Here is a 15,225-nt window from a genome sequence, read left to right as displayed (position 1 = left end):
CTATGAACAGACTTATTCTTTCGATCGCTTGCCTTGCGTCGCTGTCGCTCTTCGGCTGCAAGGACTTCGTACAGAACATTCAGGCGCCGATCAGTTCGGTCGACGATAAACTGCTCAGCAGTGAGAGCCAGACCAATTTCGTCGTTACGGGCGTCATTGCGACGTTCAACAACACGACGGCACAGCTGACCTGCCTTTCGGATGGCTTATCGGACGCCTTGGTATTCGATACACGCTTAAGCACAGCCACATATCCGACGTATCTCGAAGTCGATATGGGGAACATCCGTATCAACAACGGCAGTGTTGAGGATGCAGAATTGGCATTAGGTCAGTTGAGGCTGTATGCCGACACGCTGGTATCGCGTGCAAAGGGGATTACTTACAAAGATACCTCGCTGCGTAATTTGGCAATGTTCACCGGATACTTCTACGGTGGCGTGGCCCGCTACTATTATGCAACGTATTTCGCGTTGAACCCGACCGAAGGGGGAGGGGTGATTAACCTCAGCCCCTTCATTCCGTCGAGCCAGATGTATGCGCTTGCGCTGGAACGTCTGAATCTTGCATTGCAATACGCAACGCCGGACCAAGCAGCCCAGACCCATACTCTCATCGCCCGCATTCACTTGCTGACGGGTGATTATACTACGGCGGCAACAGATGCTGGCATGGGCATGCAATCGGGTGCGAGCGATTTGCTGTGCAAATTCTCGTCGGAAGCAAGCAACTTCTGGTGGAGCACAGCGGGGAACGGCCGTCTGCAATTCACGCTCGATCCGCGCTTCCATCAGTATGTTCAGGACGACCCGAAAGAGGCGGCCCGTCTTCCGATGGTACCCGTACCGATCGACAGCACGCTGACGCTCTATCAGCAGGATAAATACCCGGAGGACGCATCGTCGATCTCCTTCCTTACCTGGCAGGAGAACGAGTTGATCCTTGCCGAATGTGCTGCACGGGCAAACGACCTCAACGGGGCGCTTGGCCACGTGAATTCGGTACGTACCTCGCACGGACTCGATCAGTTAACGTCTATTTCGCTCGACAGCATTTACATCGAGCGAGACAAGGAGCTCTTCTGTACTGGCGCGCGTCTGGCGGACGAACGCCGCTTCAACAAGTGGCATTTGGGCGCGGACACGTGGCAGTATTTGCCGATCACACAGCGTGAACGCACGGCGAACCCGAATCTGCACTAAGGCTTTGAGATACCGAATCCTATGCCCGCCTACCCGGCGGGCATTTTTTTTGCCGTAGCCGAACTTCTGGCATTAAATAACAGTTATATGCCCGCAACTTTCGAGATGCGGATGGAGCGGTAGTTCAGCTGGTTAGAACGCCTGCCTGTCACGTAGGAGGTCGCGGGTTCGAGTCCCGTCCGCTCCGCACTCTTTTTAAATTGTGGTCCCGCCACTGTATTTTCTGGTCTATAGTCTCCACCGATTTATAGTCGTGTCCAATTGTTAATGATTTGGTAATTTGCCGGGAGAACCGATGTTCCGTGCGGATTAGTTGTGCTCCCATGCAACCCGATCTCGGGGAGAACTATATCCATATCCCATGTCTGATACCGGCATCTCGACATCGAAATCGAGCCTGCGCAACAAGACCCGGCGGCGCCTCGGAAGCAAAACGATCGATACGATCTATTATGCGATTCTGGCCGCGTGTGCGCTGAGCGTATTGGCGATCATCGTGGGGATCTTTGTCGAGCTCTTTAGCGGCTCGGCGGCTTCGCTCCATCGGTATGGGTTTCATTTCTTCACAGATAAGACGTGGGATCCCGGCAGTGAGCGATTCGGAGCACTGCCGTTCATTCTGGGCACGCTCTACTCTTCGGCCTGGGCACTCTTGATCGCGGTACCGATCAGCTTACTTTCGGCGATTTTTCTTTCGGAGATGTGTCCGCCACGACTGTACCGACCGATCTCGTTTCTGGTCGAACTGCTTGCGGCGATTCCGAGCGTCGTCTATGGTCTTTGGGGGCTGTTCGTTTTGCAGCCGTTCCTTGTCAAATATGTCGAGACCCCGATCGCTGCGAATGGGCTGCTCTCGAAGCTGCCGATCTTCGGCGACACGCCAAATGGGTATGATATGCTCAGCGCCTCGATAATTCTGGCGATCATGATCATCCCGTATATCACCTCGGTCTCACGCGATATCTTGCGAAACATCCCACAGGCCATCCGCGAAGGTTCGTATGCACTCGGCGCGAACGAGTGGCAGACGATCTGGCATGCAGTGCTGCCGTATGCACGGTCCGGCTTCATCGGAGCGGTCATTCTGGGCCTTGGTAGGGCTCTGGGTGAGACGATGGCAGTTACCATGGTCATCGGCAATTCGCCTCGGTTCACTGCGTCACTCTTCAACTCCGGGTACACGATGTCGAGTGTGATTGCCAACGAATTGGCGGAGGCCTCCGGATTGTATCGCTCGGCGCTGATCGAGATTGGTCTGACACTCTTCGTCGTCACGCTGGTGGTGAATATCATCGCGAAACTGCTAGTACGTTACACTGCCCAGAATATCAACGGATGACACATTCCTTTACACGCGCACGGCTCGACCCGCGGACCTTTGCCGGTCGACAACGGATCGTTAACGGGCTAATGATCGGCCTCTGTACTGCAGCAACGATCGTATCGGTTGGGGCGCTCGTTGCCGTTCTTGGCTATCTCGTTGTCGGGGGAATATCGTCGATCAACCTCGATGTATTCACCAAAGGTCCGGCGCCGCAGGGAGAGCCCGGAGGCGGACTGCTCAATGGCATCGTCGGCACGCTCGAATTGCTAGGGCTCGGGAGTGTGTTCGGAATTCCGCTCGGGATCCTCGGCGGCGTCTATCTCTCCGGCTCGCGCTCGCGGCTTGCCGGCATTGTACGGTTGCTAACCGACGTTCTCAACAGCATTCCGAGTATCGTACTTGGTCTGTTTGCGTACGTGGTTGTCGTTCTGCCGACGGCAGAGATGATGCCAGGGCATGCATTCACGGTTGTCGCCGGTGCATTTGCACTCGGGATACTGATGATCCCGACGATCATGCGCACAACGGAAGAGATTCTGCGGCTGGTCCCGAACGGATTGCGAGAGGCGTCGCTCGCACTTGGGGCGACAGAAGCGCGTACGATGTTCTCGGTAATCCTGCCGGCCTCGCGTGATGGTATTATCACTGGGGTCGTTCTTGCTATCGCGCGCATTGCAGGGGAGACGGCGCCACTGTTGTTTACGGCATTCGGGAATATGACATTCAGCACGGCGCTCGACCAGCCGATCGATGCGCTTCCGCTCAACATCTACAAATATGCCACGTCCCCATATGAGTCACTGCATCATCTGGCGCTGGCGGGTGCGATGATCTTAATATTCTTTATTCTTTCGCTCAGCCTTTTGACACGCTTTGCGCTTCGCAATCGGATGGCACGATAGTGTGGAGACCGTTCGAGTATCGTACGCTTAGGGCATAACAAAAGCCCCTTGAGACTTTCGTCTCAAGGGGCTTTTGCGAGGTTGAGGCTTCTCTTGTCTTTCCCGGGAAATTTACTGCGCGTCGATTGCGGCGGATGCCAGCTTACGAACGCTCTCCGGAAGCGGAGCATAGTAGAGCGCCTTGCAGTCGTTCTGCCCGTCGGAGATGATCCAGTGCATGAACTTCTTGACGTCCGTTCCCTTCGGCGAGTTCTTGTACATGATGCACCAGCTAAAGCCCGTAATGGGGTAGCCCTGCGGGTTGGCAGTGTTGGTGATCATCGGGGTGAGGGTTGCACCCATATCGACACCATCGGCAGCCGCGCTGGCCGACTCGACGCTCGGGTTGACGAAGTTGCCCGCGCTGTTCTTCATCTGCGCATACGGAATCTTGTTCTGCTCCGCATACGCGAGTTCGACGTAGCCGATCGAATTGGCATGTTCCTTCAGAATGCCGGCAACGCCTGCATTTCCCTTGCCGCCGAGTGCGCTTTCCGGCCAGTTGACCGTCTTGCCTTCGCCGATCTTCGATTTCCAGGTATCGCTGACCTTCGTCAGATAATTCGTGAAGATTGCCGTCGTACCCGAACCGTCGGAACGGTGGACCGTGAAGATCTTCTCGTGCGGGAGCTTCATGCCCGGGTTCATTGCCTTGATCTCGGGGGCGTCCCAGTATGTAACCGTCTGCATGAAGATTTTCGAGAGTACATCGCCGTCGAGTTTCAGTCCGCTATCGACACCTTTGATGTTATAGCAGACGCACACCGCGCCGATGACTGCCGGGATATGCACGACCGGCGCCTTTGCGCGATCGAGTTCACCCTGGTTCATCGGAGCATCGGAGCCTGCGAAGTCTACCGTGTGATCGATGAGATTGTTAATTCCAGCGCCCGAGCCGACTCCCTGGTAGTTTACGTTCGGGTTGCCTGCTTTGGCGAACTCGCTTACCCAGTGGGTCATGATCGGTTCGATGAACGTCGAGCCTGCACCGGTCAGCGCCGTCGACATTGTCTTTGTCGAGTCGGCTCCTGGTGCCGTGTCCGATTTCTTCCCGCAGCCCACGGCAACAGCGAGGGCCAAGATCGATGCTATGATTCGCTTTGACATTGTTTGTTCAAATGGTTGTGAAGAATGCAATGAACAGTATGAACTGTTCGTGTACCAAACATTGGGAGGCCATACAAGCGATTCAATGTGCCGTTACCTCGGCAATATCGTATTGTTAAGTTACTGTTACCTGCGGGCCTGTCTATTCTGATGCAATTTGAGGGAAGATCCATTTTGTGAAGAAATAATAATCGGTGGTTGCGGGAACATCTGTTATTCTAACACGTTATCCCGAATATGAAGAAGTCACTTTTCTCGTTTGTCGCCATCACGGCGATCTTTGCCGCAGGTGTTGCGGCGCTGCTTAACCTCAACTCTTGCGCTACGCTCAATGCCCTTGCAGGGCTGACCCGCGCAGAGTTTAAACTACAGGATGCTGTGAACGTGAGCCTGATGGGGGTGAACCTCTCCGGCAAGCATTCCGTCTCGGACCTCAGTGTGATGGATGGTATCAACCTACTCTCGAATTTCAAGTCGGGCAAATTCCCGCTGACGTTCACACTGAATGTCGCGGCTCGCAACCCGAACAAACCGGATCCGAAGGCAAACCTCTCGGGTTTTTCGCTCACCGAATTTCCGTACAAGCTGCTTCTCGATGGGAAAGAGACCATCACGGGTGGAATCGGCAGCGCCGTCTCGTTGCCGAACGGCGGACAAACCGTCATCATCCCGCTGCAGGCATCGGTTGATCTGAAACACTTCTTCGCCGACAAAGGCTACGAAGAACTTGTCAACCTTGCAATGGCGATCAGCGGCCAGGGTGGCGTCTCGCACGTACAGCTCAAAGCACAGCCAAAACTCTCGACGCCGATCGGTGCAATGACCTATCCGAAGGAATTGACGATCGTTAGTACCGAGTTCCGTTCAAACTGAGTATTGGCGAGCAGATTTCTGCACGCATCGGCTCTCGGCTGCTGACGAACGACTACCACATGCGACCCAACGGCATCATTATCGCGATCGACGGACCAACCGCTTCGGGCAAGAGCTCGACAGCGAAAACGGTTGCGAAGCGGCTCGGGTATAAACACCTCAATACCGGAGCGATGTACCGCGCATTCGCGCTCTATTGCAAGCAGTGGGGAGTCGTCGATCCTGCATCCGATGAGGTCGGCAGACTACTCGAACGTGTCTACATCGATGTCGACGAATCTGCGAACGTTCTGCTCGAAGGCAAGGACGTTGCGGCAGAGATCGTCGCGCCCGATGTGGCGCTACTTGCGAGCGCACTCTCGAGCCGGGCGGATGTTCGCGCAAAGATGGTCGAGATGCAACAGGAGATCGGTGCCAGCGGCGGCGTTGTGCTCGACGGCCGCGATATCGGAACTGTTGTCTTTCCGGATGCCGAACTGAAGATTTTTCTCATCGCCAGTCCGAAGGTCCGGGCCGAACGGCGCTATCGCGAACTTGCCGAAAAGGGGATTGCCGCCGACCTCGTTAATCTCGAAACCGAGATCGCCGAACGCGACCGACGCGACAGCGAACGTGCGTTGAGCCCTCTGCGCAAAGCCCCCGATGCCGTCGAGATCGATACCAGTACGTTGACCTTCGACGAGCAAGTAGAACGTGTCGTAGAACTTGCGCATGCTGCCAGCAGCGTATAAGCGAGAATAGTTTTGTGGGTATTTGCCCACCCCAGGCGTCATTCTGAGCGAAGCGAAGAATCCCTTGATGAAACCCTGTGAGGCTCCGCCAACAGGATTCGTCGCTTCGCTTAGAATGACAGCCAACACCGTTCGCACGGAGCCACTTCCCGACATGTAGGATACGAACTATTTGTATCCTCACCCGTTGTGATTCCTTTCATTCCGATCGCAGTATGAACCGTTACCGCCATTTGCTATTGTTGCTTGCCGTTTCTGTAGTTGCAGGATGCTCAAGCAACACGACGTTGACGCCATCGACCACTGGTACCGGCAACATCGTGTACAATAAGATTGCACAAAGCGACGTGCCGGATAACATGCTCTCTCTCTTAACGGCACTTCGGGCGACCCAGGGGTCGATCCCGCAGAAGATTCAGGCGGCCGATGTCGACGGAGCCTATATCGGCGATTGGGGCGTCGGCTTTGTGACCAGCGCAGAGAATGGCAAGGTCGCGTATCTTACGCTCGACACGGCCGGTACGGCGTATACAGTAAAGATCATTGTCGCAAACAACGATAACTCGTCGCCACATACGATCTATTCGTTCATCTATCCGACCGAGAAAAACCTCGCGCTGCTACCGATGCTTTCCGTCGACGGGGCGAAAGTCGCGTTCGCTACCTACGATTCCTCCTCCATCAAGGCGACCCTGTATGTTGCGAATACCGACGGCACCGTGCTCACGCAGATCAGCGATAATTTCAACGGACTAACGATCCCATGCTTTTCGGACGACCATAGTATGATCGATTACTATGAAATTGTCGATCCGGCGGGCGGCTCCGCTTTCGCAAGTACGAATACCGGCGGGCTCAATCAGAAGACAATACATTACAATTCGTATGTGCATCCGGGCCCGTTCGACGAAGGACAGGTAAGTTTGCAGCATGGTACATCGACAATTGCCTACGCCGACGCCGAACAGGTATTCACGCTCAATTTGTCCGGGACGCCGGCGGTGCGCGTCGATAGCGGTTTTGCTCCTTCATGGTCGCCTGACGGCTCGAAGCTTCTCTACGAAAGCACAAGCCATCATTTGATCGTCACGCCGGACAAAGGCTCCACGAAGATCGATCTGACGACTGGGAACGCTGCCGAAGTGCTCTGCGCCTGGAGCAGCGATGGCGCCTCGATCCTCTGCAACTCCTGGCCGAACGGATTCGGCAATGGCAATGCCTCGCTCGTGCGTATCGAACTCGCAACGAAGCAACGCAAGACTATCGCTGCCGGTACGTTCGATGGATACTTTTTGAAGTAGCACGATAAATACCCCGTGCTAATTATCTTGTGACGGCAAGTGATGTCGTCAGGACGCTCGTGGGCGATACCAAACGAATGAAGTAGAGACCTGACGGAATGTTCGCCACGGGGATGGTGATGTTGGTTCTGCCATCTGCCGCGATTGCCGCCAGTGCATGGCCGAGCATATCATACACTGTGACTGTACTTCCGAGACCGGCTTCCGGGGGAAGATCGATCATGATCAGCGATCGCTCGCGGTCATACACTGCATGAAGTTGAGCGTCGGGACGCGACGGGGACCGGACTGCTTCCGATCCGTTATACTCATACGCCCCCTGCGCGATCGGTTGGCTCTTGAGATGCACACGAGCGACCGCGTTTGCGGTGTCAGCATATTCGAACTCTGGCGTGAGCGAGAACCCGCGTGCGAACCCTGCGGGGCTGCCTGCGCCGATCGCAGGAGAACCGACTGTGAGATGGTAGTTGAAATGTCCATGATCGACGAACCCCACCGACGGAATATCGGACGTGAACAGATTCGTCGTGCTATCGATATACGAAGGCGAGCCGTTGAGCAGTACTCCGGTCCCGGCGAAGATATTATTCTTGACCAGCAGCGTATCAAAACCGCTGCTCGGGAGAATGAAGTAAATGCCTTTGGCCGGTAGGTCGTTGACGAACGTGTTGTTCACGACGTAGAGATTCTGCGGTCCGGGATTCTTCATTCCTTCGAGTCCGAACCCCAGCGTATTGGTGTTGTCGGCGTTCGGTCCTTTCTCGATCATGTTGCCGATCACGTACGCCTGCCCGCCGTTCGGCAGATCGATATCGCGGCTGGCGCTGTCGTCTTCGTTGGTGATCCGGTTGTAGAGAACGAAGTTCACATACGCGCGGCTCTTGACCTCGTGTCCGACCTGCGCTCCGTGCACATAGCAGTATTGCAGCGTGAAGGTGTCGCACGTATTGATATAGATATTATGCGCAAAGAGCGATTCGTTCGGACTGACGTTCGCATCGAAGACCGAGTGTTCGATCAGCACGTTGGCGCTATCGGTCATGCTCGCGAGCACACCCATTTGATTGTGATGGATGTAGCACCCACGGATCGTAAAACTCCCGCCCTGCGCGCGAACCCCAGCGCCGTTCCAATCCGACGATACCGCGCCTGAAAACTCGATGTTCTCAATCGTCGTGTTATTCCCGAAGAGGATCCAGATTCCCTTATTGGAGCACGTCTTGTTCTTAAGATGCGGCCTGCCGCCGACGCCTCGCAAGAGCAAGTTGTCCGCCGACCACGTACAGCAATCGTCATACGCCGCCGCATCGATCTCCACCGTATCCCCGCTCGAAACCAGCGCAGCAACCTGGCTCGGAAGCGTGTACATCCGAGTAGGGCCGACCTGCCACACATGAGCATGCGCGGTGGTTGCGAGCAGTGCGAAGACAGAGAAGAGGGGTAGTAGTTTCGTCATGGGTATCAATCGAACACCCGGGTGAGGGGATCGGTGCAGTGATGGGGCCGTTACTGGCCCTACAGTTTATTTTGGAGTTGTTGCTGGCTTTATAACCTATAGGTCATACGGTTTCCTTCTTCTCACCAGTATATTATATCGTCGAAAGTATAGGCACCTATTCGTGAGTGTCGGGCTCACGTATTAGTGCCCAAATCTTTTCCACAGTATATGTTACAAACCATACGTGGTACGGATTTTCGGGGATTGTTCATAATTTGCATCGATGCATTTGCGCAAAACCATTGGTGAGAACATTCGACGTATTCGAAACCGAAAAGGATGGACACAGGAGCGGCTTGCGACGCGGAGCGGGCTGAGCCTGAACTTCATCGGGAATCTCGAACGTGGAAATGCGAATGTAAGCGCGGATTCGCTGGAGCGGATCGCGAAGTGTCTCGGTGTGCCCGCACCGCAACTTGTCACGGATATGGTCTCTCCCGGTGACGAGGGGCCTTCCGGGGACTAACGAATAACCCCTCGCCACGGGGGATCAAGCAAACACCCGACGGCGGCTGCCTACTTGTTGATGGGGCAGCCGCCGGGATTGTATGGTTGTGGGAGGGGTGTGCGATGTCGAGACCGATTCTTTACCAAACAAGCTGTCATTCTGAGCAACGCGAAGAATCCCTTGCTGAAACCCTGAAAGGCTCCGCCAAAGGGATTCTTCGCTTCGCTCAGAATGACGTTCGGTTGAGTGGTTCGAAGGGGCTTACTGCGTTTCATCGAGGGATTCTTCGCTTCGCTCAGAATGACGTCGGTTTGAGAGGTTCAAAGGGGGCTTACTGCGTTTCATTGGGGGATTCTTCGCGTTGCTCAGAATGACGATTGGTTGGGTGGTTCGAAGGGGCGGTTACGGGCATTCCTCGGGTGAACGACGGCCTTTCAAGTCATGTTTGATACTCCAATGGAAGTACACATCGACAGAAATAGCGGGTTCTGCTGGGGCGTGGTCCGGGCGGTAGATTTCGCCGAGGAAGAGCTTGGGCAGAACGCCGAGCTCTATTCGCTGGGGGATATCATCCATAACCCGATGGAGATCGAGCGTCTGGGCGAGAAAGGTCTGAAGACAATCCATCACGAGGATTTCGAGCGCATCGCCCAGGAAAACGCGACAAAGAATGTCGCAACCAAGATACTCATCCGTGCCCACGGCGAGCCGCCTAAGACCTACGAGGATCTGAAACGATTGGGGATCGAGGTCATCGACGCAACGTGCCCTGTGGTGACGAAGGTCCAGGAGCGGATCAAGAAGTTCTACGACAAAGGCTACCAAATCGTTATTTTCGGGAAGAGAGACCATGCCGAAGTGATCGGTCTTCGGGGCGTCGTCAATGACGAGGCGATCGTGGTCAAGACGTTGGCCGAAGCGACCGAGAAGGTGACGCTCGACAAGCCGACGGTCCTGTTCTCCCAGACCACGATGGATAAACCGACATTCTATGCCATCCGCGACGAGTTGAAAGGGCGGTTGAAGGAATTGGTTATCGCGGAAATGGAGGAGGACGCAGTCGAATTTCATGCGAAAGATACGATCTGCGGACAGGTTTCGGGCCGTGAGAAGAAACTGATCGAGTTTGCCAAGGCGAACGACGTGATCGTGTTTGTCGCCGGCCGCACGAGCTCGAACGGGAAAGTCCTGCATGATATTGCAAAGTCGGTGAACCCACGAGTGTACTTCGCCGAGAAGGAAGAGGAGTTACAATCCGAATGGTTTGCGGGCGCTTCGACGGTCGGCATTACCGGTGCGACGAGTACGCCGATGTGGTTAATGGAGCGGGTCAGCGATGCCATCTATAAAATGGTCGGCGAACCGGAAAAGGCAAGTTTACTTCCGGTAGTTGCTTGATAAATAATAATATTCAGACCGCACTTAAAGCGAGTTCTCTCCTCGAGAAAGCGTTGCGGCCGCTCAGTGTGGAGGAAATGCTAACGGACTTGGTGCCGCCGAAGCATTTCGATCTGGCTAGGTTCGGCAACTACGTCCCGGAGCCGGACTACCCCTCGCAATCGGATGCTTTACGGCGGGTGAAGTCGTTTGTTGAGAAGTTAGCAGGAACGTCGAAGCCTTCGAGTGGCATCTTGGGGAAGTTCTTTACAAAAACGAAGCAGTCGGGAAATGGCCTCTACCTCGATGGTGGTTTTGGGGTGGGTAAGACTCACTTACTGGCGTCCGCATACCACGCATTTAATGGCCCCAAAGCATATCTGTCCTTTCAAGAGTTAATGTTTCTGGTTGGGTTGCAGACGCTTCAAGGAGTTGTCGGGGCATTCAAGGGCTATACACTACTGGTTCTGGATGAATTGGAATTGGACGATCCGGCCAATACGAGGATCACGACCAATCTGCTCGGCCAGCTTTTCGATAACGGAGTCTCGATCCTGACGAGCTCCAATACTCCGCCCGGTGCCCTGGGCGAAGGGAAGTTCTCAGTTGAAGATTTCCAGCGCGAGTTGGGGACTCTGACGAATCGCTTCGAGACCGTCCGGATTGACGGCGAAGACTATCGTACGGTGCACCATTTGGGTGAGGGTAAAGCAAGCACTTGGGTAGAATCCGAAACTGAGCTTGATCTGATCCTGGACGGCGTTAGTATATTGTCATGTAATAGGTTGAGTGCATCATTTAAGGAATTTCTCGAAGTGCTTGGGAAGGTTCATCCGATGCGAATCCGTAAAGCGCTCTCCGATTTCGAGATGGTAGTGTTGCGGGGTATCGCTCCGATCGATCATCCTCATAAAGCGCTCAGGTTCGTCTACTTCGTGGACAAGGCGTATGATAATAACATCCGGCTCTTTGCCTCAGCCTCGGTCGAGCCGAAGGATCTCTTTCAGCGGTATTATTTTGTCGGGGGCGATACGAAGAAGTATTTGCGGACGATATCGCGGCTGGGGGAGATGACCCGGGGTGAGGTTGGGTGAGGGCTCATTTGTACTTATGGTGTAGTACTGTCATTCTGAGCATATTCTCCATGTACGCTCCGTGAAGAATGGCTGTGGCGGGGTCTCACTGCGTTTCATGAAGGGATTCTTCGCTTTGCTCAGAATGACGTCTGGATAAGTTGGGCATTGCCGGAGGTCGGAATAGGGAAATTTTTCGGGCCAAATTGTGTTGTATGCGGCTCGAAATCGTGGTAGAGACTCTGTCTTGGGGCTTTCATAGTTGTTCGTCCCGTCAGACTTCCTCTGCCGAATTCAGTACCAAAATCAGAACAAACTATGGTAAAGCTACGCCTTGCGAAGCAGGGAAGAAAGAAACTTCCGATCTATAAGCTGGTTGCGACCGATTCACGTAACCGCCGTGATGGCCGATTCATCGAATCCCTCGGCCAGTATCGCCCGAAGAGCGAGCCGGGCACGAAGATTGAATTCAACGAAGAACGCGTGATGTATTGGCTCCGTGTCGGAGCACAGCCGACGGACACGGTCCGTTCGCTTCTTTCCTCGAAGGGCATCATGCTGAAATTCCACCTCGAAAAGAAGAAGATCGATCCGGCTCGCGCAGAAGAGATCTTCAATACGTGGAAGGCGAACAAGGAAGCATCCTACGCCAAGAAGCTCGTTAGCCAGAAGGAAGCTGCGAAGAAGAAGGCCGACGCGAAAGCAGCGGAAGCTGCTGCTGCCGCAAAGGCGATCGCCGATGCTGAAGCTGCAAAGGCTGCGGAAGTTGCTGCTGCTGCTGCCGCGGAAGCTGCAGCGGCCGAGGCTCCGGTTGCCGAAGCAGAAGCGCCGGCTGCTGAATAAGCTTGGTATAGAACACCAATGTCACCGCGAAAGGCGGGTCTTCACAGGCCCGCCTTTTGCATCTTAGGCCCGTGAACGAAGCGCTCATACTCGTTGCCGTTATCCGAAAGCCGCATGGCGTAGCCGGCGAGCTTTCAGCCGATTCGTATACCTACGACAACCGGCGGTTCAAGAAGCTCAAGACGGTAACGGTCCGAAAAGAAAACGGAGACGTCTCCGAACTGACCCTGTTGTCCACACGCGAGACGGTTAAAGGGATCCTCTTGAAGTTCAAAGAGATTACCGACCGCGATACGGCAGACCTCTATCGTGAAGCACAAGTCCTGATCCCTGAGTCCGAAACCCTCCCCCCGCCGAAAGGGAAAGCCTATTACCATGAATATCCCGGCATGAACGTCGTGGATGCCGATTCGAAGGAAGTGATCGGGACCGTCCGGCAACATTTGGAAATGCCGGCTGGGAATATACTCGTTCTGACCATGCGAGATGGCAGCGAACGATTAATGACAATGGCCGGCGAGGAATTCGTCGGGGTCGATCGCGAAACGAGAACGGTAACCGTACGGCTCCTGGAGGAGCTTTGAGTTGATTTACGCGCTGTGTTGCTGCTCGGCCATCGTCGCCGGGCTTTTTTTGCGACGTGCTCCGTACATAATGCCCATCGGAATGACGACAAGGTAGCCGAGGACAAGAACGAATGGTGAAACATTCAACGGCACGAACCCAAGTGCATCGCCACTACCCATGAGGATATACCCAAGCGTTACAATAGCCACGCCTGCCAAAATATAGATGATATTCTGGCGCTCCAGCGGCATGCTGAACGGACGCGCGGCACCGCCTGAACTTTGTGACGAACGCGTGCGGGTTGAGGACTGAGCGGTTCTGGGGCGCGTGGCCTGACGGGTTGGTTGTGCCATGTAAGTCGTTGTATTAGTGCCAAAGTTAAACGGCGCATAGGGTAGGGTTGTTCCACGTTCCTCCACGTGAAAGCACCGCGAATCGTATCTTTGCAGCCGTGTTTACCACCGAACTCGTTCTGTTGTGCGCCGCCGCCTTCTGTGCGGGGCTCGTTGATGCTGTCGTCGGAGGGGGAGGATTGATCCAAATCCCAGCCGCGCTCGTCCTGCTTCCTGGCTACCCTGTCGCGACGGTTATCGGGACTACAAAGCTGCCCTCGTTCTGCGGGACAAGCATCGCAGCATATCAATACTCGCGCCACGTAACACTCAACATCAAGCGATTGGCGATCATGACGTCAATCGCGTGTATCTCCGCATTTACCGGTTCCAAATTGTTGACGGTCGTCAGTAATGGCTTCATGAAGCCATTACTGCTAGTTGTGTTGAGCCTCGTTGCGATCTATACGTATAGTAAGAAAGATTTTGGGAGCCATACGCATAAAGAGCATTCACCGCTGCTGGAGTTGCTCTACACAGTATCGATTAGCCTCTTCATTGGCTTTTATGACGGCTTTATCGGTCCCGGGGCCGGGAGCTTTTTTATTCTGGCGTTGATCACGCTGCTTGGATACGATTTCTTGCGTGCGAGCGCGAACGCAAAATTCCTGAACCTCTCGACGAATCTTGGTTCGATCACGTTTTTCCTGCTCAGTGGGCGGATACTATATATGATCGCATTACCGATGGCGTTGTTCAATGCGCTCGGTGGATTCGTCGGTGCACGGCTTGCAATCCTGAAGGGCAATACCTTTATACGAGTCTTCTTTCTTGTAGTTATTGTCGGGACCCTGTTGCGTTTTGGGTACGATATCTTTTTTAAATAGCGGAACAGACGGTCAACGCTACGCACCCCTCGCTCGTTATGCGCGAATCCCGCCTTTCTCGATATGGAGCGTTCGTGTTGCGCTCTTGGCAAGATCGAGGTTATGGGTTGCGATCAGAAATGTTTGATTGTGACGCGCTGCAAGCGAGAGGATCAGCGAAAACAGTTTGTCGGAATTTTCCGGGTCAAGGTTACCAGTCGGTTCATCTGCCAGGACAAGCGTTGGTTGCATCATAAATGCACGGGCAACTGCCACTCGTTGCGCTTCGCCGCCCGAAAGCTCCGAAGGACGATGGGTTGCCCGATGGGCTAATCCTACCTCGTCAAGTAACTCCGTTGCTCGTTTAGTCGCCTTGTCGTATGATGCACCCGCGATGATCGACGGCATGGCGACATTCTCGGTGGCGGTGAACTCCGGCAGCAGATGATGAAATTGGAAGATGAATCCGATGTGTGTATTGCGGAATGACGCCATCGCCGCCGGCGAGAGCTTTGAGATGTCCTGTCCGTTGATTCCTACTGTACCGGACGTCGCCTGATCGAGCGTGCCGATAATATTTAGTAACGTCGTTTTGCCGGAGCCGCTGGCGCCGGTGAGTGCCACGACCTCGCCTTGTGCGACATCGAACGTAATATTAGAGAACACCTCGACTGACGTGGTGCCTGAACGGTATAGTTTGCCGAGTCCTCGAACTGCTAATATTGTAGCCATGGAATCACAA

At 54.4% G+C, this 15,225-nt stretch carries 16 protein-coding genes and 1 tRNA gene; 13 read left to right on the top strand and 4 right to left on the bottom strand.

All coding sequences use genetic code 11. From position 1 onward, the window contains the following. Positions 1–2: 2 nt before the first annotated feature. The 4 genes from JSS75_06640 to pstA all read left to right on the top strand — a co-directional run bounded on the left by JSS75_06640 (position 3) and on the right by pstA (position 3,428). Entirely contained in the window at positions 3–1,202 is a 1,200-nt protein-coding gene (locus tag JSS75_06640; GenBank protein ID MBS1903360.1) for a hypothetical protein, read from the top strand. A 113-nt stretch (positions 1,203–1,315) separates the two neighbouring features. Beyond that, a tRNA-Asp gene (locus tag JSS75_06635) sits at positions 1,316–1,389 on the top strand. Positions 1,390–1,563: 174 nt separating this feature from the next. Continuing rightward, positions 1,564–2,541 carry a phosphate ABC transporter permease subunit PstC gene (pstC, locus tag JSS75_06630; GenBank protein ID MBS1903359.1) on the top strand — a complete coding sequence of 326 codons (978 nt, stop codon included), beginning with the start codon at positions 1,564–1,566 and terminating at the stop codon, positions 2,539–2,541. Beyond that, positions 2,538–3,428, top strand: coding sequence for a phosphate ABC transporter permease PstA (pstA, locus tag JSS75_06625; GenBank protein MBS1903358.1), 891 nt, complete (start codon positions 2,538–2,540; stop codon positions 3,426–3,428). Before pstC ends, pstA begins: the two co-directional genes overlap by 4 nt. 111 nt (positions 3,429–3,539) lie before the next feature. On the opposite strand, the gene pstS is transcribed toward pstA, so the two are convergent. Continuing rightward, positions 3,540–4,574: a phosphate ABC transporter substrate-binding protein PstS gene (pstS, locus tag JSS75_06620; protein MBS1903357.1), complete on the bottom strand. Its 1,035-nt coding sequence runs from the start codon at positions 4,572–4,574 to the stop codon at positions 3,540–3,542. A gap of 237 nt (positions 4,575–4,811) precedes the next feature. Here pstS and JSS75_06615 point away from each other — a divergent pair, with 237 nt between their 5' ends. From JSS75_06615 to JSS75_06605, 3 genes are all read left to right on the top strand, one after another. Then, positions 4,812–5,447 (top strand): hypothetical protein, encoded by a 636-nt coding sequence (locus JSS75_06615; GenBank protein MBS1903356.1) that lies wholly within the window; start codon positions 4,812–4,814, stop codon positions 5,445–5,447. A gap of 59 nt (positions 5,448–5,506) precedes the next feature. Next, positions 5,507–6,178: a (d)CMP kinase gene (locus tag JSS75_06610; GenBank protein MBS1903355.1), complete on the top strand. Its 672-nt coding sequence runs from the start codon at positions 5,507–5,509 to the stop codon at positions 6,176–6,178. 215 nt (positions 6,179–6,393) lie between these two features. After that, a complete protein-coding gene (locus tag JSS75_06605; GenBank protein MBS1903354.1) occupies positions 6,394–7,479 on the top strand; it encodes a PD40 domain-containing protein in 1,086 nt (361 codons plus the stop codon). A gap of 22 nt (positions 7,480–7,501) precedes the next feature. Here the strand turns inward: JSS75_06605 and JSS75_06600 are convergent, their stop codons facing one another. Further along, positions 7,502–8,935: a right-handed parallel beta-helix repeat-containing protein gene (locus JSS75_06600; GenBank protein MBS1903353.1), complete on the bottom strand. Its 1,434-nt coding sequence runs from the start codon at positions 8,933–8,935 to the stop codon at positions 7,502–7,504. 271 nt (positions 8,936–9,206) lie between these two features. On the opposite strand from JSS75_06600, the gene JSS75_06595 reads away from it, so the two are divergent. The 5 genes from JSS75_06595 to rimM all read left to right on the top strand — a co-directional run bounded on the left by JSS75_06595 (position 9,207) and on the right by rimM (position 13,302). Further along, entirely contained in the window at positions 9,207–9,443 is a 237-nt protein-coding gene (locus tag JSS75_06595) for a helix-turn-helix transcriptional regulator (protein ID MBS1903352.1), read from the top strand. A gap of 438 nt (positions 9,444–9,881) precedes the next feature. After that, positions 9,882–10,823, top strand: coding sequence for a 4-hydroxy-3-methylbut-2-enyl diphosphate reductase (locus JSS75_06590; GenBank protein MBS1903351.1), 942 nt, complete (start codon positions 9,882–9,884; stop codon positions 10,821–10,823). A 92-nt stretch (positions 10,824–10,915) separates the two neighbouring features. Next, positions 10,916–11,896, top strand: coding sequence for a cell division protein ZapE (gene zapE, locus JSS75_06585; GenBank protein MBS1903350.1), 981 nt, complete (start codon positions 10,916–10,918; stop codon positions 11,894–11,896). A gap of 297 nt (positions 11,897–12,193) precedes the next feature. Further along, a complete protein-coding gene (gene rpsP, locus JSS75_06580) occupies positions 12,194–12,718 on the top strand; it encodes a 30S ribosomal protein S16 (GenBank protein MBS1903349.1) in 525 nt (174 codons plus the stop codon). A 71-nt stretch (positions 12,719–12,789) separates the two neighbouring features. Continuing rightward, entirely contained in the window at positions 12,790–13,302 is a 513-nt protein-coding gene (rimM, locus tag JSS75_06575) for a 16S rRNA processing protein RimM (GenBank protein MBS1903348.1), read from the top strand. A gap of 6 nt (positions 13,303–13,308) precedes the next feature. On the opposite strand, the gene JSS75_06570 is transcribed toward rimM, so the two are convergent. After that, the gene (locus JSS75_06570) at positions 13,309–13,638 is read right to left on the bottom strand and encodes a hypothetical protein (protein MBS1903347.1); all 330 of its coding nucleotides are present in this window, start codon (positions 13,636–13,638) and stop codon (positions 13,309–13,311) included. Between the two features lie 98 nt (positions 13,639–13,736). On the opposite strand from JSS75_06570, the gene JSS75_06565 reads away from it, so the two are divergent. Beyond that, positions 13,737–14,504 carry a TSUP family transporter gene (locus JSS75_06565; protein ID MBS1903346.1) on the top strand — a complete coding sequence of 256 codons (768 nt, stop codon included), beginning with the start codon at positions 13,737–13,739 and terminating at the stop codon, positions 14,502–14,504. A gap of 36 nt (positions 14,505–14,540) precedes the next feature. On the opposite strand, the gene JSS75_06560 is transcribed toward JSS75_06565, so the two are convergent. Continuing rightward, the gene (locus JSS75_06560; protein ID MBS1903345.1) at positions 14,541–15,215 is read right to left on the bottom strand and encodes an ABC transporter ATP-binding protein; all 675 of its coding nucleotides are present in this window, start codon (positions 15,213–15,215) and stop codon (positions 14,541–14,543) included. Positions 15,216–15,225: the final 10 nt, after the last annotated feature.

The sequence above is a fragment of the Bacteroidota bacterium genome, assembly GCA_018266755.1.
Classification (GTDB): Bacteria; Bacteroidota; Ignavibacteria; order Palsa-1295; family Palsa-1295; genus JAFDZW01.
Note: the sequence above shows the minus strand (reverse complement) of the source record. Positions and strands in the feature narration are given on the sequence as shown.

What these genes read in the sequence shown, in the direction of transcription:
- JSS75_06605 (MBS1903354.1), top strand. Translation starts at nt 6,394, where the DNA reads ATGAACCGTTACCGCCATTTGCTATTGTTGCTTGCCGTTTCTGTAGTT.
- JSS75_06615 (MBS1903356.1), top strand. Translation starts at nt 4,812, where the DNA reads ATGAAGAAGTCACTTTTCTCGTTTGTCGCCATCACGGCGATCTTTGCC.
- JSS75_06600 (MBS1903353.1), bottom strand. Translation starts at nt 8,935, where the DNA reads ATGACGAAACTACTACCCCTCTTCTCTGTCTTCGCACTGCTCGCAACC.
- JSS75_06570 (MBS1903347.1), bottom strand. Translation starts at nt 13,638, where the DNA reads ATGGCACAACCAACCCGTCAGGCCACGCGCCCCAGAACCGCTCAGTCC.
- rpsP (MBS1903349.1), top strand. Translation starts at nt 12,194, where the DNA reads ATGGTAAAGCTACGCCTTGCGAAGCAGGGAAGAAAGAAACTTCCGATC.
- JSS75_06610 (MBS1903355.1), top strand. Translation starts at nt 5,507, where the DNA reads ATGCGACCCAACGGCATCATTATCGCGATCGACGGACCAACCGCTTCG.
- pstA (MBS1903358.1), top strand. Translation starts at nt 2,538, where the DNA reads ATGACACATTCCTTTACACGCGCACGGCTCGACCCGCGGACCTTTGCC.
- JSS75_06640 (MBS1903360.1), top strand. Translation starts at nt 3, where the DNA reads ATGAACAGACTTATTCTTTCGATCGCTTGCCTTGCGTCGCTGTCGCTC.
- JSS75_06560 (MBS1903345.1), bottom strand. Translation starts at nt 15,215, where the DNA reads ATGGCTACAATATTAGCAGTTCGAGGACTCGGCAAACTATACCGTTCA.
- pstC (MBS1903359.1), top strand. Translation starts at nt 1,564, where the DNA reads ATGTCTGATACCGGCATCTCGACATCGAAATCGAGCCTGCGCAACAAG.
- pstS (MBS1903357.1), bottom strand. Translation starts at nt 4,574, where the DNA reads ATGTCAAAGCGAATCATAGCATCGATCTTGGCCCTCGCTGTTGCCGTG.
- JSS75_06590 (MBS1903351.1), top strand. Translation starts at nt 9,882, where the DNA reads ATGGAAGTACACATCGACAGAAATAGCGGGTTCTGCTGGGGCGTGGTC.